This is a genomic window from Streptomyces sp. NPDC043867 (assembly GCF_056435845.1).
Genome location: NZ_JBWKDS010000005.1, coordinates 120,311 through 140,887 on the forward strand (window position 1 = coordinate 120,311; position 20,577 = coordinate 140,887).

General features: G+C 75.5%; 17 protein-coding genes and 2 pseudogenes. 16 read left to right on the plus strand and 3 right to left on the minus strand.

Features of this window, described 5'->3' with window-relative positions; translation table 11 throughout:
• Positions 1-353: 353 nt before the first annotated feature.
• The 5 genes and pseudogenes from bdeA to AC069T_RS07040 all read left to right on the plus strand — a co-directional run.
• Positions 354-1,331, plus strand: coding sequence for a bis(hydroxyethyl) terephthalate hydrolase (gene bdeA, locus AC069T_RS07020; protein WP_478781746.1), 978 nt, complete (start codon positions 354-356; stop codon positions 1,329-1,331).
• Between the two features lie 759 nt (positions 1,332-2,090).
• Positions 2,091-4,376 (plus strand): helix-turn-helix transcriptional regulator, encoded by a 2,286-nt coding sequence (locus tag AC069T_RS07025; protein WP_478781747.1) that lies wholly within the window; start codon positions 2,091-2,093, stop codon positions 4,374-4,376.
• Between the two features lie 118 nt (positions 4,377-4,494).
• Positions 4,495-6,063 (plus strand): RsbRD N-terminal domain-containing protein, encoded by a 1,569-nt coding sequence (locus AC069T_RS07030; protein WP_478781748.1) that lies wholly within the window; start codon positions 4,495-4,497, stop codon positions 6,061-6,063.
• A 193-nt stretch (positions 6,064-6,256) separates the two neighbouring features.
• Positions 6,257-6,907: pseudogene (locus AC069T_RS07035) on the plus strand (MFS transporter); the annotation flags it as partial.
• A 660-nt stretch (positions 6,908-7,567) separates the two neighbouring features.
• Positions 7,568-8,173 (plus strand): annotated as a pseudogene (locus tag AC069T_RS07040) (MFS transporter); the annotation flags it as partial.
• A 190-nt stretch (positions 8,174-8,363) separates the two neighbouring features.
• On the opposite strand, the gene AC069T_RS07045 reads toward AC069T_RS07040, so the two are convergent.
• Entirely contained in the window at positions 8,364-8,999 is a 636-nt protein-coding gene (locus tag AC069T_RS07045) for a TIGR03085 family metal-binding protein (protein WP_478781749.1), read from the minus strand.
• 118 nt (positions 9,000-9,117) lie between these two features.
• Here AC069T_RS07045 and hisI point away from each other — a divergent pair, with 118 nt between their 5' ends.
• The 11 genes from hisI to lgt all read left to right on the plus strand — a co-directional run bounded on the left by hisI (position 9,118) and on the right by lgt (position 18,375).
• Positions 9,118-9,510 carry a phosphoribosyl-AMP cyclohydrolase gene (gene hisI / locus AC069T_RS07050; RefSeq protein ID WP_478781750.1) on the plus strand — a complete coding sequence of 131 codons (393 nt, stop codon included), beginning with the start codon at positions 9,118-9,120 and terminating at the stop codon, positions 9,508-9,510.
• An 11-nt stretch (positions 9,511-9,521) separates the two neighbouring features.
• Positions 9,522-11,000, plus strand: a complete 1,479-nt coding sequence (locus AC069T_RS07055; protein ID WP_478781751.1) for an anthranilate synthase component I — start codon at positions 9,522-9,524, stop codon at positions 10,998-11,000.
• A gap of 52 nt (positions 11,001-11,052) precedes the next feature.
• Positions 11,053-11,694, plus strand: coding sequence for a TIGR02234 family membrane protein (locus AC069T_RS07060; RefSeq protein WP_478781752.1), 642 nt, complete (start codon positions 11,053-11,055; stop codon positions 11,692-11,694).
• A gap of 233 nt (positions 11,695-11,927) precedes the next feature.
• Positions 11,928-12,176, plus strand: coding sequence for an HGxxPAAW family protein (locus tag AC069T_RS07065; RefSeq protein ID WP_358852213.1), 249 nt, complete (start codon positions 11,928-11,930; stop codon positions 12,174-12,176).
• Positions 12,177-12,291: 115 nt separating this feature from the next.
• Positions 12,292-12,753, plus strand: a complete 462-nt coding sequence (locus tag AC069T_RS07070; RefSeq protein ID WP_478781753.1) for a DUF2752 domain-containing protein — start codon at positions 12,292-12,294, stop codon at positions 12,751-12,753.
• Positions 12,754-12,919: 166 nt separating this feature from the next.
• Positions 12,920-13,729, plus strand: a complete 810-nt coding sequence (trpC, locus tag AC069T_RS07075; RefSeq protein ID WP_476754051.1) for an indole-3-glycerol phosphate synthase TrpC — start codon at positions 12,920-12,922, stop codon at positions 13,727-13,729.
• 49 nt (positions 13,730-13,778) lie between these two features.
• A complete protein-coding gene (gene trpM / locus AC069T_RS07080) occupies positions 13,779-14,030 on the plus strand; it encodes a tryptophan biosynthesis modulator TrpM (RefSeq protein WP_478781860.1) in 252 nt (83 codons plus the stop codon).
• 141 nt (positions 14,031-14,171) lie between these two features.
• The gene (trpB, locus tag AC069T_RS07085; protein WP_478781754.1) at positions 14,172-15,458 is read left to right on the plus strand and encodes a tryptophan synthase subunit beta; all 1,287 of its coding nucleotides are present in this window, start codon (positions 14,172-14,174) and stop codon (positions 15,456-15,458) included.
• Positions 15,455-16,270 carry a tryptophan synthase subunit alpha gene (trpA, locus tag AC069T_RS07090; RefSeq protein ID WP_478781755.1) on the plus strand — a complete coding sequence of 272 codons (816 nt, stop codon included), beginning with the start codon at positions 15,455-15,457 and terminating at the stop codon, positions 16,268-16,270. Before trpB ends, trpA begins: the two co-directional genes overlap by 4 nt.
• 84 nt (positions 16,271-16,354) lie before the next feature.
• Entirely contained in the window at positions 16,355-17,131 is a 777-nt protein-coding gene (locus AC069T_RS07095; RefSeq protein WP_478781756.1) for a DsbA family protein, read from the plus strand.
• Between the two features lie 131 nt (positions 17,132-17,262).
• On the plus strand, positions 17,263-18,375 hold the full coding sequence (gene lgt, locus AC069T_RS07100; RefSeq protein ID WP_478781757.1) for a prolipoprotein diacylglyceryl transferase: 1,113 nt from the start codon (positions 17,263-17,265) through the stop codon (positions 18,373-18,375).
• Between the two features lie 83 nt (positions 18,376-18,458).
• On the opposite strand, the gene AC069T_RS07105 is transcribed toward lgt, so the two are convergent.
• Both AC069T_RS07105 and AC069T_RS07110 read right to left on the minus strand, forming a co-directional pair.
• Entirely contained in the window at positions 18,459-19,292 is an 834-nt protein-coding gene (locus tag AC069T_RS07105; RefSeq protein WP_478781758.1) for an HpcH/HpaI aldolase/citrate lyase family protein, read from the minus strand.
• Positions 19,289-20,464: a CaiB/BaiF CoA transferase family protein gene (locus AC069T_RS07110; protein WP_478781861.1), complete on the minus strand. Its 1,176-nt coding sequence runs from the start codon at positions 20,462-20,464 to the stop codon at positions 19,289-19,291. Before AC069T_RS07110 ends, AC069T_RS07105 begins: the two co-directional genes overlap by 4 nt.
• Positions 20,465-20,577: the final 113 nt, after the last annotated feature.

Here is a 20,577-nt window from a genome sequence, read left to right on the forward strand (position 1 = left end):
TCATCTGCCCCCCCCGCCCAAGCCCTTGCCAGACGCACCCCCCCCCCCCCCCCCCCCCCCCCCCCCCTCCCCCCCCCCCCCCCCCCCGGCCCCCCCCCCCCCCCCCCGTCCCGGGCCGTTCGGCCTGCCGGGGGCGGGAGCGGGGCCCGTGCGGACGGGTGTTCCGCCGGGGTGGCCGGGCCCGGTCCTGAGCGAGACCGGTGATTCTGCCGATGTGCGGGGGCGGGCGGGCCGGGACAGTTGCCGCTGCAACCAACCGAGACGGATCCCGCCGTGCCGGAGGCGTTCCTTCCGGCGCCCCACGCCCTGCGGTACGCCGACCCGCGGCCGGGTCCGTCGCCCCTTCCGAGAGGATGCACACCGTCGTGCAGCAGCCGAGCAGCGAACTCCCCACCGCCGCCCCCGTCGGCACCGCCCCGGCCGGATCCCGGCCGAGCCGCCTCAAGTCCCGCCTCGTCCGGTCCGGCCTCGCGGCCTTCCTGGCCGTCGGCGCGCTCGTCGCCGGGCAGGCCACCGGAGCGCAGGCCGCCGGGACGGAGGCCGCCGCGAACCCCTACGAGCGCGGTCCCGCGCCGACCCAGTCGAGCATCGAAGCGTCCCGCGGCTCGTACGCCGTCTCCGAGACCTCCGTCTCCGCCCTCTCCGTCACCGGCTTCGGCGGCGGCACCATCTACTACCCGACCTCGACCAGCGACGGCACGTTCGGCGCCATCGCCATCTCGCCCGGCTACACCGCCTACCAGTCGTCCATCGCCTGGCTCGGACCGCGGCTCGCCTCCCAGGGCTTCGTGGTGTTCACCATCGACACCAACACGACCCTCGACCAGCCCGCCAGCCGCGGCGACCAGCTGCTGGCCGCACTCGACTACCTGACCTCGCGCAGCACCGTCCGCACGCGCATCGACAGCAGCCGGCTCGGCGTGATGGGCCACTCCATGGGCGGCGGAGGCACGCTGGAGGCCGCCAAGGACCGTCCCTCGCTCCAGGCGGCGATCCCGCTGACCGGCTGGAACCTCGACAAGACCTGGCCGGAGATCAAGACGCCGACCCTGATCTTCGGTGCCGACGGCGACACGATCGCGCCGGTGGCCTCGCACTCCGAGCCCTTCTACACGAGCCTGCCCAGCTCGCTCGACAAGGCCTACCTGGAGCTGAACGGCGCCACGCACTTCACGCCCAACAGCTCGAACACGACGATCGCGAAGTACAGCATTTCCTGGCTGAAGCGGTTCATCGACAACGACACCCGCTACGAGCAGTTCCTCTGCCCGCTGCCGCGGCCGTCCCTCTCCATCGCGGAGTACCGCGGCAACTGCCCGCACACCTCCTGACCCCGGCGGCGCCCCTTCCCGTGGCGGGGGCGCCCCGGCCGGTGCACCGATGACGGCCGTGTGACACGCGGCCGTCATCGGCGTGTCCGGCCGTCTGTCGCCCGTCCGGTTCGGGGACACTGCCGGCGGTGCGGGCCCGCCGGGCACTGTGCGGCCGCACAAGCTTGCCGCGCCGCGGCTGGGACCGTGCCCATCGCGCATCGTCCCGGCGGGCACCTTCCGGCTGGTCACGCGGGGTGCCCGGGCGAGCGGAACAAGTGAAGGCAGGACTTCCGCGTTCGGTTACGCGGAAGTAACGTGACGGTCGTGACCGGAATGACGACTGCGCGAAGTCCACTCCGGATTTACGGCCGGAGTGCTGAACCCCCGCCCGCGCGGGGGTCGTTGGAGGAGCCGGGGCATGCCCCCGGCCCCGTGCCGCCGCCCGGCGCCGGGCCCGCCCCAGGACCTGCCCCGACGCTGTCCCGCGCCCTCACGGCCGGACCGCCCGACGTCCCGGCGCCGGGCACCGAGCAGCTCCCGCCGCGTGGAGGGGACGCGGCGGGAGCCCCCGCCCGCGCCCCCGGGGACCACCGGGACACCGGGAGGGCGGGGCCCGCTGCATACGGCGCCGGGGGCGATCGGGGCGAGGGTGTGCGGGACGACGCGGCCGGTGACCCGCGGGGCGGGTCCTCCGAGGATTCCGGATCCACCGGGGGCGCGGGCGGCGACGCTCGGCGCGATGCGGCCGAGGGTGTGCCCGCGGGTGCGGCCGGTGACATGCCGGACGTCGCCCGCGGTCGGACGTCCGGCGGTGCGATCCAGGAGCTGCCGGGCGGTGTGCGGCCGGGGGTCCCCGATTCCGTTCACGCCGGTGTGGACCCCGGCGTGCCCGACGGTGCCGGGGCGGGCTCCGGCGGTGCGGCGTCCGGTCCCGAGGAGCCGGCCGGTGACCCGGCGGCTCCCGGAACGGACGGGCCGTCCGCCGCCGTGGCGCGGTTGCTGCTGCTGGCCGCGGCCGAGCAGGAGCGGGACCCGGGGGCAGCCGGGGTGGACGCCGGGGTCGTCCTGCGGGCGGCCGGGGCGGCCGGGCTCGACGCCGGTGTCGTCGAGGCCGCGGAGGCCGCGGGCGTCGTCCGGCCGGCCGGGGGCCGCCTGTGCCTCGTGGACCCGCGGTGGGCCCGTACCGTCTACGCCGCCGCTCCGCGCGCCCGCCGCCGCGCCGCCCACCGCCTCCTCGCCGACGCCTTCGAGGCGGAGCTGTGTGCGGCCCCCGAGCCGTCCCGCCCGGACGGCCCCGACCAGGGCGACGAGCCGGACGGCGCCCGCGAAGGTGACCGGTACGCGCTGCCGCTGCTGTACCACCGGGCCTCCGCCGCCGAGGGCCCCGCGCCGGGGCTCGGTGACGAACTGGCCGCCGCCGCGGGCGCCGCCGCCGGTCCCCGCCGGCGGCCGACGCACCCCGAGCGGGCAGCGGCGTACGCGCGTTCCGCGGAACTCGCCGTGGCCGAGGGTCCCCGGGCTGTCCGGCTGACGGCCGCGGCGGACCACGCCCGGCTCGGCGGACTCCCGGACCGGGCCGGGGAACTGCTCGACGCGGCCGGCCGCGAGGACCTGCCCGACGCCGTGCGCGGAGCCGCCGAACTCGTCCGCGGCCGGCTCGCCCTGTGCGACGGGCCCGTCGCCGACGCCCGCGAGACCCTGCTCCTGGCCGCCGAACTGCTCGCCCCGCACGACCCTCCCCGCTCCCTCGCGGCACGCCTCGCCGCCATGGAGGCGGCCTGGGCGATGGGCGACGCGGCGGCCTACCTGGAAGCGCTGGACCACCCCTCGGCCCGCACCGACCCCGACCAGCGCCTCGCCGAGTACCGCGCCGGGATGTCCGCGGTCATGCACGGACGCCTGCACGCCGGACGGCAACGGCTGCGGGGATACCTGGCGAGCGGGCGCACCGAGGCGACCGACGACCCGGACCGCCTGCTGCACGCCGGGGTCGCCGCCCTCGTCGTCGGCGACCTCGTGGCGGCCTGCCGGATCAACTCCCGTGCCCTGGCCCTCGCCCGGGCCCGCGGGCCGTACATCCTCGTGCCGCAGGCCCTGGAACACCTCGCCTACGGCGAACTGCGCGCCGGCCGCCACGCCCGGGCCCGCGCCCACGCCGAGGACGGACTGCGCACCGCCCTCGACACCGGGCAGCGCAACATCGCGGCCCACCACCACGCCATCCTCGCCCTGGCCGCCTCGGTCGAGGGCGACCCCGACGCCGTGGCCGAACACGCCACCGCCGCGGAACGCGTGGCCGCGCCGCACGGCCTGGTCCAGGCGGCCACCCTGGCCCAGTGGGCCAGAGCCCGGGCCGACCTCGGCCGGGGCCGGGTCCCCGAGGCCGCCGCCCGCCTCGGCCCGCTGGTGGGCCCCGGCCCGCGGAGCGGCCACTTCGCCGTCCGCATGCTGGCCATCCCCTGCTTCGTGGAGGCGTCGGCCCGGGCGGGCCAGCCCGGCGCCGCCAGGGCCGCGGTGGCCGAGTTCGCCGGCTGGGCCGCGCAGGGCGCCGATCCCCAGGCACCGGCCCAGCTGGCCCGCTGCCAGGCACTGCTCGCCGGTCCCGAGGAGTGCGAGCCGTTCTTCGCCACCGCGCTGGCCTGCCACGACCGGGCGGACGGCGACTTCGAGCGCGGTCGCACCCTGCTCCTCTACGGAGCCTGGCTGCGGCGGCGGCGCAGGCCGGGCGAGGCCCGCGGCAGGCTCCGCGACGCGCTGGTCTCCTTCGAGCGCGGCGGGGCCCTGGGCTGGGCCACGCAGGCACGGGCGGAACTGCGCGCGACCGGCGAGGCCGGCGCCCAGGAACCGCCGGGGCCGCTGGCGCTGCTGACGCCGCAGCAGCTGCGGATCGCCCGCTGTGTCGCGGAGGGGGCCACCAACCGTGAGGTGGCGCTGCGGCTGTCCGTGAGTCCGCGCACAGTGGACTACCACCTGCGGAACGTCTTCGCAGCTCTGGGGGTCCGTTCCCGCGTCGAGCTGTCCCGATTGGTGGACCGGGCGGAGAAGACCGCCGCACACCCCTAGGTACCGACCGGGCGGTATGCCATCCTGCGGGCTCAGGAAAGGTCCGGCGGGACCGGCGTGCCGTGCGGCGGCGCACCGTGCCGAGCCGGTCCGAGCCGATTCCGGTGGAGGACAGCGAATGCAGCACCTCGTACAGGACCACGTCCGTACCGTGTCCGGTCCGCGGCCACTCGTACCCGCCGCCCGCTCGGCCGTCGACGCGGAGGCGCTCTCCGTGCTGCACCGGGCCGCCCGGGTCCTGCTGGCGGGACTGCCCGAGCTCACCGAGGCCCTGATGGCCGTCCTGCGGGAGCGGGAACCCGCGTACCGGGCCGCCATCCACGCGGACGTCGACAGCGTCCGCGAGGAGGTGCAGCGCTCGCTCCGGCTCAACGTGGGCTCCCTGCTGCGGCCCGGCGAACTGCGCGAGGCGGCGCGCCGCTGCTCCTGGGGGATCGGCAGGACCCGCGCCGAACGCGGCCTCCCGCTGGACGCCCTGCTGCGCGCCTTCCGCCTCGGCGGCGGCATGGTCTGGCAGGGGCTGGTCGACGAGACGAGCCGCCGCCATCCCACGGACGTCCGCCTCCTCGTGCACGTGGCCGCCGACGTGTGGAACTTCGTCGACGAGCACTGCGCGATCGTCGCCGACGCCTACCGCCAGACGGAGCGCGAACTGACCTGGCGCCGGGAGAACCGGCTGCGGCTGATGACCGCCGCGCTGCTGGACGGCACCGCCCGCATCGCCGACCTCCCGGCGACGGCCGCCGGGCTCGGCCTGCCCGAGCAAGGACGGTACGCCGTCGTCCTGGCGCAGAGCGCCGCCGGCCCGGCGCTGGTGAACGGCCGCGTCCCGGTGGATCTCCCGGGCCTGCGGGTGCAGTGGCACCGGGAGGCGGGCGGCGACTACGGCATCGTCCTGCTGGGCGGGCGCCCGCACGGCGACACCGGGCCGCTCCGCGGTGACGGGCGCGGGCAGGACGCCCGCCCGTACGGCGACACGCGCCTTCCGCGCGGCCAGCTGCCCGGCGACGGAGAGCACCTGCCCGGCGACGACGCCCGTCCGCGCGGAGACGGCCAGCACGACCGGGCCGACGACGGCCACGACGGGCGCGTGCACGACGGCACCGGGGAGGGAGGCGGGGCGCAGGAGCGTCCGCGCGCCCACGGGCTCGCCGAGGACGCCGGTGACATCGCCCGCCGGCTGAGCGCCCCGCCCGGCACCCGGATCGGGGTGAGCCCGGTCGTCGACGGCCTCGCCGCGGTCGGGGACGCCCGGCGGCTCGCCGACACGGCGCTGCGCGCCTGTCCGCGGGCCGGGGGCACCGTCGTACTGGAGGAGAACCTGCCCGCCGCCCTCGTCGTCTCCGCGCCCGCCCTCGGTGCGGCGCTCGCCGAGCGGGTCCTCGGCCCCCTGCTGCGCCTGGACCCCTCCGACCGGGACATCCTGCTGGACACCCTCACCGCCTGGCTGGCCTGCGACGGTTCGGCCCAGCGGTCCGCCGCCCGGCTCTACTGCCACCGCAACACCGTCCTGAACCGGCTGCGCCGCTGCGAGCAGCTGACGGGCCGCTCCCTGACCCGCCCCACGGACGTGGTGGAGCTCTCACTCGCGCTGGCCGCCCGCACCCTGCTGGATCCCGGCCGGACCGGCCGGTCCGAAGGCGCGCCGGAGGGGCCCCGGTCCAGGGCGGCGACTCCGCGGCCCTGAGCCGGAGGACGGCCGATAGGCTGTCCGCGCCGACCGGCGAGCCGCTCGCCGTGCTCGTGACGTCCGAGGAACGGTGCCGTGCCGCCGAGGCGGCGGTGCCGTGCAGCCCGGGCGTCCGGCGACACCGAGGGGCGCGGGAGCGTGGCGCCGCCCGTGTCCGGCCGCCCGTTCCGTGCCCGAGAGGACGCCGCCCGTGACCGCCGGCACCGCGTACGCCGTCGAGCCCGCCGTCGCCGCCGAACGGCCCGCCCACCGGGACGGCAACGTCCTGCGCTGGCTCGGCGCGTACACCGCGTCGATGCTCGGCGACAACATCTACTACCTCGCCCTGTCCTGGGCGGCCGTCCAGGCCGGGACGCCCGCGCAGGCCGGACTCGTGACGGCCGCGAGCGCCGTGCCCCGGGCCCTGCTCATGCTGGGCGGGGGAGTGGTCGCGGACCGCTTCGGACCCCGCAAGGTCGTCATCGGCAGTGACGCCGTGCGCTGCGCGGCCGTCCTCGCGGTCGCCGCGCTGCTGTTCGCGGCCGAGCCCGGTCTGTGGCCGCTGGCCCTGCTCGCCCTGGTCTTCGGCACCGTCGACGCCGTCTTCATGCCGGCCGTCGGCGCGCTTCCCGCCCGCATCACCGGACGCGGGCAGCTCGCCCGCGTCCAGGGCATGCGCGGTCTCGCGATCCGCTTCGCCAACGTGGTGGGCGCCCCGCTCGGCGGCCTCGGCGTGGCCGCGGGCGGCGCGGCGGCCGCCTTCGGCCTGGCGGGCCTGCTGATCGCCGTGTCCGTGCCACTGCTGGTCTCCGTACGGATGACAGACCTGCCCCCGCACCCGGCCGACGGCCCTGCCACAGCCGCCGGAACGGGGCCGGTCGACGGAGGCGGACCGGCTGACGGCCCTGCCGTGTCCGCCGGACCTGGACCGGCCGCCGCCGGGGTGGCCGTACCCGCGGGGCAGGAGTCGAGTGCGGAAGCCGAGCCGGTCGGCAGGGCTGCCGCACCCGCCGAACCTGGACCGGCCGCCGGGGTGGCCGTACCCGCGGGGCCGGAGTGGAGCGCCGAAGCCGAGCCGGTGGACGGGGCCGGACGGGTTGACGCGTCTGCCGTGGCCGCCGGAATCGGGAGGACCGACGCGTCTGCCGTGCCCGCAGGGGCCGGACCGCTCGCCGGGTCCGAGCCGCCTGCCGGGGCCGCTCTACCCGCCGGGTTCGAGCCGCCCGTCGGGGGCGCCGTGGCCGCCGGGGCCGGACCGCTCGCCGGGTCCGTGCCGCCTGCCGGGGCTGCTGTACCCGCCGGGTTCGAGCCGACCGCCGGGGGCGTCGTAGCCGCCGGGGCCGAACCGCTCGCCGGATGCGAACCGCTCGCCGGGGCTGCCATACCCGCCGAGTCCGAGCCGCCCGTCGAGGGCGCCGCGTCCGCTGCGGCCGGACCGCCCGCCGGATGCGAGCCGCCCGTCGGGGGCGCCGTGGCCGCCGGGGACGGGGTGGTCGACGGCGACCGGCCGTCGTCTCCGAACGCGTGGCGGGAGCTCCGTGACGGTCTGCGTTACATCCGGCGGCACCCGGTGCTCGCCCCGCTGATCGTCTCCATAGCCCTCGGCGACCTCGGCTTCGTCGGTCCGCTCAACGTGGGGCTGGCCCTGCTCGCGGACCAGCGCGGCTGGGGAGCCGCCGGCATGGGCTGGGTGCTCGCCGGGTTCGGCACCGGGGCGGGGCTCGTCTCCCTGCTGCTGACCGCGCGGGGACGGCTGCCCTGCGCCGGGCGCGTCATGGCCGTCGCGCTCCTCCTCGGGTGCGTGGCGATGGGTTCCCTCGCCCACGTCCCCGGCGTGGCCGTCGCGACGGGAGTCGCCCTGCTCGTCGGACTGCTCGCCGGCCTGAGCGGCGTCCTGTGCGGGGCGCTGCTGCAGACCGAGACCGACCCCGCCTATCTCGGCCGGGTCAGCGCGGTGGCGGGGATCGTCAGCCTCGGCTTCGCCCCGCTCAGCATGCCGGTCTCCGCCACCGCCATCGGCGTGTGGGGCACCGGCCCCGTCTTCGTCGTCAGCGCCGCGGTCTGCGGTCTCGGCGGCGTCGTCGCCCTCTGCTCGGGCCCCCTGCGCCGCGCCGAACTGCCGAAGTAGCGCGGACGGACCCCGGAGGGGATCCGGAGCCGTCCCGGGCGGACGCCCGGTGAAGGCGACCGTCCGCGGCCTCCGGCTCCGGATGCCGTCCGGGCGCCGCCCGGCCGCCGTCCGGGCACCCCGAGGCCCGCGCGGCAGTCGCGGCGCGCGGACCGGGAGGTCAGATATCCAGCGGGTTCGGACCGGAAGGTCAGAGGCCCAGCGGCTTCGCCTCCCGCAGCTTCGCGATCGCCTCCTTGTCGCCCTCCAGCTCCACGGCGGCCACACTCTGGCGTCCGTAGGCGAAGAGCAGCAGCTCCGAGGGCTCGCCGGTCACCGTCACCACCGGGGTGCCCCTGCGGGCGACCGCCGTCTGGCCGTCCGGGCGGCGCAGCACCAGACCGGTCGGCGTGCCGCGGCCCACCAGCCGGGCCGTGCGCTCCAGCCGCGACCAGAGGGTGTCCTGGAAGACGGGGTCCAGCGGCCGGGGCGTCCAGGCGGGCCGGGCCCGGCGCACGTCCTCGGTGTGGACGTAGAACTCGATCGTGTTCGACGCCTCGTCGACCTGCTTCAGGGAGAAGGGCGAGAATCGCGGCGGCCCCGTACGGATGAGCTGGATCAGCTCCTCGTACGGCTTCTCGGCGAACTCCGCCTGCACCCGTTCCAGCCGGGGCGCGAGCTGCTTGATCAGGATTCCGCCCGCGGCGTCCGCGCGGCGCTCGCGCACCACGACGTGCGCGGCGAGGTCACGGGTGGTCCAGCCGTCGCACAGGGTGGGGGCGTCCGGCCCCTCGGCCTCCAACAGATCGGCGAGGAGAAGTCGTTCACGCTTCGCATGGGTCGACATGACGCCAGCCTACGACCGCCGCGCCACTCCGCCCAGTGGACATCCGGCGGGAACGCCACCCGGTCCGCCCAGTGGACGCCCGCCGGGCGCGTCCGGCGGGCGCGGCACAATGGTCGCCATGACCAGTACGCCCCCGCCCAGCAGCCTCGACCCCGGCATCGCCGCGCGTCTCAAGCGCGGCGCCGACGGGCTCGTCCCCGCGATCGCCCAGCAGTACGACACCGGGGAGGTGCTGATGCTGGGCTGGATGGATGACGAGGCCCTGCACCGCACCCTCACCACGGGCCGCTGCACCTACTGGTCCCGCAGCCGCCAGGAGTACTGGGTCAAGGGCGACACCTCGGGGCACGTCCAGCACGTGAAGTCCGTGGCGCTCGACTGCGACGCCGACACCGTCCTCGTCAAGGTCGACCAGACCGGCGCCGCCTGCCACACCGGCGCCCCGACCTGCTTCGAAGCCGACGTCCTGCTCACGGACGCCGGGTCCGGCACACCGTCCGCCGGTCAGTAGGGTCAGCCGTCATGGACCTCGAGACGTTCCGCAAGCTGGCCACCGACCGCAGGGTGATCCCCGTCGGCCGCAAGCTCCTCGCGGACGGCGACACCCCCGTCGCCCTGTACCGCAAGCTGGCCGCCGAGCGCCCCGGCACCTTCCTGCTGGAATCGGCCGAGAACGGCCGGTCCTGGTCTCGCTATTCCTTCGTCGGCGTCCGCAGCCACGCGACGCTGACCGAGCGCGACGGCCGGGCCCACTGGCTCGGCACGCCCCCCGTCGGCGTGCCCGTGGACGGCGACCCGCTGGCCGCGCTGCGCGCCACGGTCGAGGCGCTGCACACACCGCGCGCGGACGGCCTGCCGCCCTTCACCGGCGGCATGGTCGGCTACCTCGGCTACGACGTCGTGCGCCGCCTGGAGAAGATCGGCCCCGGCGAACGGGACGACCTGAAGCTCCCCGAGCTGACCATGCTGCTCACCAGCGACCTCGCCGTCCTCGACCACTGGGACGGCACGGTCCAGCTGATCGCCAACGCCATCAACCACAACGACCTCGACACGGGTGTCGACGAGGCGTACGCGGACGCCGTCGCCCGCCTCGACGCGATGGAGGCGGACCTGTCGCGCGCGGTCTCTCAGCCCCCGGCCGCGCTCCCGCCGTCCGAGCTTCCCGAGTACACGGCGCTGTGGGGCGGCCCGCAGTACCAGGACGCCGTCGAGGACATCAAGGAGCGCATCCGCGCCGGCGAGGCCTTCCAGGTCGTGCCCTCCCAGCGCTTCGAGACCCCCTGCACGGCCAGTGCCCTGGACGTCTACCGGGTCCTGCGGGCGACCAACCCCTCGCCGTACATGTACCTCTTCCGCTTCGAGGGCTTCGACGTCGTGGGCTCGTCCCCCGAGGCGCTGGTCAAGGTCGAGGACGGGCAGGCGATGGTCCACCCCATCGCGGGCACCCGGCCGCGCGGCGCCACCGTCCAGGAGGACCAGGCACTCGCCGACGAGCTGATCGCCGACCCCAAGGAACGCGCCGAGCACCTCATGCTCGTCGACCTCGGGCGGAACGACCTGGGGCGGGTCTGCGAGCCCGGTTCGGTCGAGGTCGTCGACTTCATGTCCATCGAGCGGTACTCCCACGTCATGCACATCGTCTCGACGGTGACCGGCCGGGTCGCCCGGGGACGTACGGCCTTCGACGTGCTGACCGCCTGCTTCCCGGCGGGCACCCTGTCCGGAGCGCCCAAGCCGCGCGCCATGCAGATCATCGACGAACTGGAGCCCTCCCGGCGCGGCCTGTACGGCGGCTGCGTCGGCTACCTCGACTTCGCCGGCGACTCGGACACCGCCATCGCCATCCGTACGGCGCTGCTGCGGGACGGCACGGCCTACGTGCAGGCCGGTGCCGGCGTGGTGGCCGACTCCGACCCGGTCGCGGAGGACACCGAGTGCCGCAACAAGGCCGCAGCGGTGCTCCGCGCCGTGCACACGGCGAACCGGCTCGGGAAGTAGGACGCTTCTCACGTGAACCCCGGGTGACGGTTCGCCCGGGGTTCAGGCGATAGTGGAGTACGTGACTGCTGTGCCTCACCCCCGATCCGAAGCCGCCGCGGGACCCGACGGGTCCGGCCGCCGCAGCCTGGCCGTGGCGCTGTTCTGCGGCGCGCTCGGCGCCGCCGTGACGCTGCTCGCCACCCGGCAGGGCTGGTCGGAGGGCACCACGCCGGTGGCCGGCGGCGAGTTCCCGCTGTCCGCGAAGGGCAGCGACGTCACGGGCGTGCCCGCCGCGCTCGCCGTGGTCAGCCTCGCCGCGCTCGTCGCCGTCTTCGCCGTACGCCGCTCCGGGCGGCTCCTCGTCTCCGCGCTGCTCGCCCTCTCGGGCGCCGGCGTCGCCGCGGCGGCCCTGCTCGGCGCCGAGGACAGCTCCGCACTCGACGACAAGGCCGCCCAGGCGTCCGGCGACACCTCCGCGACCGTGCACGCGCTCGGCCACACCGCCTGGCCGTACGTGGCCGCGGCCGGCGGCGCGCTCATCCTGCTGGCCGGGCTGCTCGCGCTGCGCTACGGACGCCGGTGGCCCGCCATGTCCGGCCGCTACGAGCGCGACGGCACCCCCCGGCCGCGCAGGACCAGGCCCGTGGACCCCGACCGGCCCGAGGACCTGTGGAAGGCCCTGGACCGCGGCGAGGACCCGACTGGGACCTGAGACGCCCCTCCCCGGGGCGGCCGGGACCCGAGACATCGGCCTCCCCCGGGGCTGCCGGGACCTGAGACCCCCGCCCTCCGGGGCCGCCGGGACCTTCGGCCCGGGACGTCCGTCCCGATCCGGCCCGGCCGCCGCGGAAGGGGGCACCCCGCGCTCAAGGCGGACCCGCGAGTACGGGACAATGGACGCCGAGCGTCCGACTCACACACGCACACAGCAACGAGGAGCAAGTCATGGCGGGCAGCAGCCACGGCCACACCCCGGCCGCCTGGACCGGTGTCATCATCGCCTTCATCGGTTTCTGCGTCTCCGGCGCGTTCATGGTGCTGGCCAACCCGCTGGGCTTCTGGGCCGGCATGGTCATCGTCGTCCTCGGTGGTGTCGTCGGCGGCATCATGCGCGCGATGGGGATGGGCCAGCCGAAGGAGGCGCACGTCCAGAAGCCGCACTCGGCGCCCCAGGTCGCGGGCGCGGAGGGCTGAGGGCTCCCGCCCGACCTCGCACGTCACCAAGCAGCCCCCGGAGTCTGCCGGGGGCCGCTTCGCCGTGCGCGACGGCACCGTGCGTAACGGGCGCCCGGGCGCCGCGCGGGGCAGAATGCTCCGGGTGAACGCCGAAACCCACAGGGTGACCCCGCCGGACGCGGGCACCGGCCCGCCGACCGGGGCGGCGCGGCGGCTGGCGGTCCCTGCCGGTCTGCTCGCCGCCGTCGTCGGCGCCTTCGCCTACGTCGGAGCCGTCGACCCGAACGAGCCGGGCCACTATCCGGTCTGCCCGCTGCTGCGCCTCACCGGGCTCTACTGCCCCGGCTGCGGCGGCCTGCGCAGCGCCCACGCCTTCGTGCACGGGGACTTCGCGGCGGCGCTCACGGACAACGCGCTCGCCGTCGCGGGGTACCTGGTGTTCGCGGTGGTGTGGTCCGTCTGGGTGGTCCGCGCGGCGCGCGGCCGGCCGGTGCGGATCGACCTCGGGCCCGTCCACCTGTGGGGCGTCGGCGTGTTGCTGCTGGCCTTCACCATTGTCCGGAACCTGCCGTTCGGTGACTGGCTCCACCCTTGATCAATGGACGAACGTCCAGGTGGTGGGACCGGCGTCAACCGGATGCGAGGCCTGCGCCTTCCTCCGGATACCATCGCAGTGACCCGTCTCAACCGTCAGGGACGGCGGACCCGGGTCGACCGCCCGACCGCTCAAACCGTCCACCGCAGGGAAGGGGGCCGCTCGCGTGAGTGTGCTCGACGAGATCATCGACGGAGTCCGTGCCGACCTCGCGGAGCGACAGGCGCGCGTCAGCCTCGACGAGCTCAAGGAGCGCGCCGCGAAGGCTCCGGCGGCCAAGGACGGCGTGGCCGCCCTGCGCGGTGACGGCGTCAAGGTCATCTGCGAGGTCAAGCGCTCCAGCCCCTCCAAGGGCGCGCTCGCCGCGATCGCCGACCCGGCCGCCCTCGCCGCGGACTACGAGGCGGGCGGTGCGGCCGTCATCTCCGTGCTGACCGAGCAGCGCCGCTTCGGCGGCTCGCTGGCCGACCTGGAGGCCGTCCGCGCCAAGGTCGACATCCCCGTGCTGCGCAAGGACTTCATCGTCACGTCGTACCAGCTGTGGGAGGCCCGGGCCTACGGCGCCGACCTCGTCCTGCTGATCGTGGCCGCCCTCGACCAGGCCGCCCTGGAGTCCCTCATCGAGCGCGCCGAGTCCATCGGGCTCACCCCGCTCGTCGAGGTGCACGACGAGGACGAGGCCGAGCGGGCGGTGGACGCCGGCGCGAAGGTGATCGGTGTCAACGCGCGCGACCTGAAGACGCTGAAGGTCGACCGCACCACCTTCGAGCGGGTCGCCCCCGAGATCCCGGACCACCTCGTCAAGATCGCCGAGTCCGGTGTCCGCGGCCCCCACGACCTCATCGCGTACGCCAACGCCGGCGCCGACGCGGTCCTGGTCGGCGAGTCCCTCGTCACCGGCCGCGACCCCAGGGCCGCGGTCTCCGACCTCGTCGCGGCCGGGGCCCACCCCGCGCTGCGCCACGGACGGGGCTGACGCTCCCGTGGCCGGCCCGACCGCACCCCGGCACCGGGTGAGCCTGCGCTTGCCCGGCGCCGCCGGGTGCCTGCGGTCGGCCGCCCCGCTCCCCGCCGCCCGGACGGCGCGGGATCCCTACGCCCGCCTCGCCCGCGGCTGCCGCCCGCGAGGCTGCCGGGCCCCGGCCCGCCGCGTGCACGGCCGCCGGGTCCGCTACGTCATCGGGGACGAGCCCGGGCAGGTCAACGGCATGCGATGGCGCGTGCGCGTGCGCGCACTCACGCCGGCCCCGGCCCGGTCCGCCCTCCGGGTGGTCTGACCGGTCCCTCCACCACCGCCCCGCCCGTCGGCGGCGATGTGGACGGGCCGCCGGGTACCCGCGGCGTGGTGCGCGCGTGCGTCGACGACGTGACTCCTGTCCGATCCGTGACCGGGGCAGACGCCCCTGCGAGGTATCCGCATGCCCAGCGAGTTCTTCATTCCCGACCCCGAGGGTCTGATCCCCAGCGCCGAGGGGTACTTCGGCGCGTTCGGCGGCAAGTTCATCCCGGAGGCGCTCGTCGCCGCCGTGGACGAGGTCGCCGTCGAGTACGACAAGGCCAAGGCCGACCCCGAGTTCGCCCGCGAACTGGACGACCTGCTCGTCCACTACACCGGACGCCCGAGCTCCCTCACCGAGGTGCCGCGCTTCGCCGGACACGCGGGCGGCGCCCGGGTGTTCCTCAAGCGCGAGGACCTGAACCACACCGGGTCTCACAAGATCAACAACGTGCTCGGCCAGGCGCTGCTCACCCGGCGCATGGGCAAGACGCGGGTCATCGCCGAGACCGGGGCCGGACAGCACGGCGTGGCCACCGCCACCGCCTGCGCGCTGTTCGGACTCGACTGCACCATCTACATGGGTGAGATCGACACCGAGCGGCAGGCCCTGAACGTGGCCCGGATGCGCATGCTCGGCGCCGAGGTCATCGCCGTGAAGTCCGGCAGCCGCACCCTCAAGGACGCCATCAACGAGGCGTTCCGCGACTGGGTCGCCAACGTCGACCGCACCCACTACCTCTTCGGCACGGTGGCGGGCCCGCATCCCTTCCCGGCCATGGTGCGGGACTTCCACCGGGTGATCGGCGTCGAGGCGCGCCGGCAGATCCTGGAGCGCGCGGGACGGCTCCCCGACGCCGCCGTCGCCTGCGTCGGCGGCGGCTCCAACGCCATCGGCCTCTTCCACGCCTTCATCCCCGACACCGGCGTCCGCCTCATCGGCTGCGAGCCCGCCGGGCACGGCATCGAGACCGGCGAGCACGCGGCGACGCTGACCGCCGGCGAGCCGGGCATCCTGCACGGCTCGCGGTCCTACGTCCTCCAGGACGAGGAGGGGCAGATCACCGAGCCGTACTCGATCTCGGCCGGCCTCGACTACCCCGGCATCGGCCCCGAGCACTCCTACCTCAAGGACAGCGGACGCGGCGAGTACCGCGCCGTCACCGACGACGCGGCCATGCAGGCACTGCGCCTGCTCTCCCGCACCGAGGGCATCATCCCGGCCATCGAGAGCGCGCACGCGCTGGCCGGCGCCCTGGAGGTCGGCAGGGAACTGGGCAAGGACGGGCTGATCGTGGTCAACCTGTCGGGGCGCGGCGACAAGGACATGGACACCGCCGCCCGCTACTTCGGGCTGTACGACACCGACGCCGTCGTCGAGGCGGACGAGGCCGGCGACGGCGCCGAGATCGAGGGGGACGCCAAGTGAGCGGCAACATCCAGCTGTTGGGCGACACGCTCGCCGGCGCCAGGGCCGAGGGCAGGGCCGCCCTGATCGCGTACCTCCCGGCCGGCTTCCCGACCGTGGACGGCGGGATCGCGGCGATCAAGGCCGCCTTCGACGGCGGCGCCGACGTCGTCGAGGTGGGGCTGCCGCACAGCGACCCCGTCCTCGACGGGCCCGTCATCCAGACCGCCGACGACATCGCCCTGCGCGGCGGCGTCCGGATCGCGGACGTGATGCGCACGGTCCGCGAGGCGCACGCGGCCACCGGGAAGCCGGTGCTCGTGATGACGTACTGGAACCCCATCGACCGCTACGGCGTCGAGCGCTTCACCGCCGAACTCGCCGCGGCGGGCGGGGCCGGGTGCATCCTGCCCGACCTGCCGGTGCAGGAGTCGGCGCTGTGGAGGGAGCACGCCGACAAGCACGGTCTCGCGACCGTCTTCGTCGTCGCCCCCAGCAGCAAGGACGCCCGGCTCGGCGAGATCACCGCGGCGGGCTCCGGCTTCGTCTATGCCGCCTCGCTGATGGGCGTCACCGGCACCCGCGAGTCGGTGGGCGCCGAGGCGCAGGACCTGGTGCACCGCACCAAGGCCACCACGGACCTGCCCGTCTGCGTCGGCCTCGGCGTCTCCAACGCCACGCAGGCCGCCGAGGTGGCCGGCTTCGCCGACGGCGTGATCGTCGGCTCGGCCTTCGTGAAGCGGATGCTGGACGCGCCGGACGAGGCGGCCGGACTGGACGCCGTACGCGCCCTCGCGAGCGACCTGGCGAAGGGCGTGCGCGGCACGGCGTGACGCACACCGGAGATCCGCTCACTCGAACGGGTGGACCTGGGGCCGGGGAGGCGCGCTGCGCCTCCCCGGTTCGTTCTGCCGGATGTGAGCGAGAAGAACCGTGACGGAAAGCGCACCGCCCGCGAGCGGCTGGCGGTCGAGCGAGAGAAGCAGAAGGCCGGGGAGAAGCGCCGGCGGGCGCTGATCGTGGGGGCGTCGGTGGTCTGCGTCCTCGGTCTCGCCGCGGTGGTGGGCGTCGTCGCCGCCAACGCGGGCAAGGACGACAAGAGCGACGCCGCGGGCCCCGTCGTGTCGCCCTCGGGGGCGCGGGGCAAGGACGGTCTCGCGATCCCCGTGGGCAAGGACGACGCCAGATCCACCCTCACGGTCTACGAGGACTTCCGCTGCCCGGCCTGCAAGTCCTTCGAGACGGCGTACCGCCCGACCATCCACGAGCTGGTGGACGCCGGGCAGCTGAAGGTCGACTACCACCTCGCCACGCTCATCGACGGGAACATGGGCGGCAGCGGCTCCCGCCGGGCGGCCAACGCCGCGGCCTGCGCCCAGGACGCCGGCAAGTTCACCGCGTACCACGACGTCCTGTACGACAGCCAGCCCCAGGAGACCGACGACGCCTTCGCGAAGCCGGACAGGCTCCTCGAGCTGGCGGGCAAGGTGGAGGGGCTGGACACCCCGGCGTTCCGCAAGTGCGTCGACGACGGCACGCACGACACCTGGGTGCTGAAGTCGAACCAGGCATTCCAGGCGGGCCACTTCGGCGGCACGCCGACCGTGCTGTTCGGCGGCAAGAACATCTACGCGGACCGGGCGATGACCCCGGCGAAGCTGAAGCAGCTGGTGCAGGCGGAGAACAGGGGCTGAGCCCCTCCGCCGAAGCCCCGCGGGGGTGCCCGGCCCGGGTCTCCCGCGGGCCCGGAGGCGCTCCCCGTTATGGACCCGTAGCCGGGCTGCCCGCCGTCGGCCCGGCCCGGCACGGTAGCGTCGACCCTGCCATGGAACTTGCCTACATTCCCAGCCCGTCGCGCGGGGTGCTGCCCCTCGGCCCCATTCCGCTGCGCGCCTACGCGTTCTGCATCATCATCGGCGTCTTCGTGGCCGTCTGGCTCGGCAACAAGCGCTGGATCGCCCGCGGCGGGCGTCCCGGCACGGTGGCCGACATCGCGGTCTGGGCCGTCCCGTTCGGCCTCGTCGGCGGACGGCTCTACCACGTGATCACGGACTACGAGCTGTACTTCAGCGAGGGCCGTGACTGGGTGGACGCCTTCAAGATCTGGGAGGGCGGCCTCGGCATCTGGGGCGCGATCGCCCTCGGCGCGGTGGGTGCGTGGATCGGCTGCCGCCGCCGCGGCATCCCGCTGCCGGCGTGGGCCGACGCCCTCGCGCCCGGCATCGTCTTCGCCCAGGCCATCGGGCGCTGGGGCAACTGGTTCAACCAGGAGCTGTACGGCCGGGAGACGTCGGTTCCCTGGGCGCTGCACATCACGTCCTCGACGGGCGGGCGGGTGCCGGGCTACTACCACCCGACGTTCCTTTACGAGTCGCTGTGGTGCGTCGGCGTCGGTTTCCTCGTCATCTGGGCCGACCGCCGCTTCAGGCTCGGGCACGGCCGGGCGTTCGCGCTGTACGTCGCCGCGTACTGCGTGGGCCGGGGCTGGATCGAGTACATGCGCGTCGACGACGCCCACCACTTCCTCGGCCTGCGCCTGAACGACTGGACCGCGATGGCGGTCTTCGTCCTCGCCGTGGTCTACCTGGTCCTGTCCGCGCGGATGCGGCCCGGACGCGAGGAGGTCGTCGAGCCGGACACGGGCACGGACCCCTCGGCGGAGGACGCCCGGGACACCGACGGCGAGAAGACCGCGTCCGACGGCAAGCCGGACGCCGGGACCGACGTCAAGCCGGACGCCCTGACGGACGCCAAGACCGACGGCGGGACGGGCGCCACGACGGCCGCGTCCGACGTCAGGACCGACGGGAAGAGCGGGGCCACGCCGGACGGTGACGCCGTCGAGCTGGGCAAGAAGCCCGGGGCCGAAGGCCCCGCGGACGCCGCCGGGGCCGACGCGTCCGAGAGGGACGGGGCCGGGTCGGCCAAGAAGAACTGACCGGACCCGCCACGACGGGTCGAAGGGCGCCGGATCACGGATCCGGCGCCCTTCGCGTGTGCGGGCCGCGGACACACACGCCGTCAGCCGCGGCGGGCCAGCGCCAGGGTGCGGTGGGCGCCCGCCACCACCGCCGCGTCGACGAACCGGCCGTCGGGCAGCGCCAGAGCGCCCGGGTGGACGGCGGCGGCCTCGACCACCGCCTCGGCGGACTCGATCTCCTCCGGGGTCGGGAGGTACGCCCGCTCGATGACGGGGAGCTGCCGGGGATGGATGGCAGCCCGCCCGAGGAAGCCCAGGGCACGGCCGTGCGCACACGACACGGCGAGCCCGTCCAGGTCCCTGATGTCCGGGTAGACCGACTGGCTGGGCGGCGGCAGACCCGCCGCCCGGGCGGCGACGACCACCCGGGCGCGCGCCCAGTCCAGGCCCGCGCCCTCCCGTACGCCGAGATCGGCCCGCAGGTCGGCCTCGCCGAGCGCGATGCCGCGCAGGGCGTGGTGCGCGGACGCGACGGCGAACGCCTGCTCCACCCCGAGGGCCGTCTCCAGCAGGGCGTACAGCCCGAGGTCGCTGCCCTCGGCGCGGAAGGCGCCCTCCGCCACGCGCACGACGTCCCAGGGCGAGGTCACCTTCGGCAGCCGGAGACCGGACAGGCCGGGCAGCGGGGCGAGCGTCTTCAGGTCGGCCTCGGCCAGGGGGCCGTCCAGGGCGTTCACCCGGACGTGGACGGCGACCGGGGCCACGTCGGAGAGCAGCTCCGCGGTGGCCGCGCGGGCGTACTCCTTGCGGGCGGGGGCGACCGCGTCCTCCAGGTCGACGATCACGGCGTCCGCGCCGCACGCGAGCGCCTTGACCACCACGTCGGGCCGGTCGCCGGGGACATACAGCCAGGTCAGGACCGGTTCCGCGGTCACAGGGCGCCCTCCGACCGCAGGCGGTCGAGTTCGGGCTCCGTCAGGCCGAGTTCGGTCAGCACCGCCGCCGTGTCCGCGCCGTGCGGCCGGCCCGCCCAGCGGATCGCGCCGGGCGTGGCGGAGAGCCGGAAGAGGACGTTCTGCATGCGCAGCGGGCCCAGTTCGGGGTCGTCGATAGTGGTGATGCTGTCCAGGGCCGCGTACTGCGGGTCCGCCATGACGTCCCGTACGTCCTGGACCGGCGCCACCGCCGCCTCCGCCTTCTCGAAGGCGCTCAGCACCTCCTCGCGGGTGTGGCGGGCGATCCACGTGCCGACGGCCTCGTCCAGCACGTCCGCGTTGCGGGCCCGCTCCGCGCCCGACGCGAACCACGGCTCGTCGATCAGCTCCGGGCGTCCGACCAGCCGCATCAGCCGTTCCGCGACCGACTGCGCCGACGTGGACACCGCGACCCACACGCCGTCGGCCGTGCGGTAGGTGTTGCGGGGCGCGTTGTTGGCGGAGCGGTTGCCGGTACGGGGCTGGACGTGGCCGAGCTGGTCGTACCAGAGGGGCTGCGGGCCGACGACGGTGAGGATCGGTTCGATGATCGCCATGTCGACCACCTGGCCCTCGCCCGTGCGGTCCCGGGCCGTCAGCGCCGTCATCACCGCGTACGCCGTCGCCAGGCCGGCGATCGAGTCGGCCAGGCCGAAGGGCGGCAGGGTCGGCGGGGCGCCCGGTTCGCCGGTGATCGCCGCGAACCCGCTCATCGCCTCGGCCAGCGTGCCGAACCCGGGGCGGTGCGCGTACGGGCCGAACTGGCCGAAGCCGGTGACCCTGGCGAGCACCAGCCGCGGGTTGGCGGCCGACAGCTTCTCCCAGCCGAGGCCCCACTTCTCCAGGGTGCCGGGGCGGAAGTTCTCGACGACGACGTCGGCCGTCGCGGCGAGGCGGAGCAGGGTGTCGCGGCCGCCGGGGCTCGACAGGTCGAGTGTGATGGTGCGCTTGTTGCGGCCGAGGAGCTTCCACCACAGGCCGACACCGTCCTTGGACGGGCCGTGGCCCCGGGAGGGGTCGGGCTTGGCCGGGTGCTCGACCTTGATCACCTCGGCGCCGAAGTCCCCGAGCATGGTGGCGGCCAGCGGTCCCGCGAAGAGGGTCGCGAGGTCGAGCACGCGCAGGCCGGTCAGCGGGCCGTGCTCCGTCGCCGTACCGGCGCCGTGCTCCCGTGACGTGTCCTGTTCCCGGCCTGCGGCCGGGGGGAGCTGCGCGGGTCCGCCGGATCCGGGTTCCTGGAGGGCGG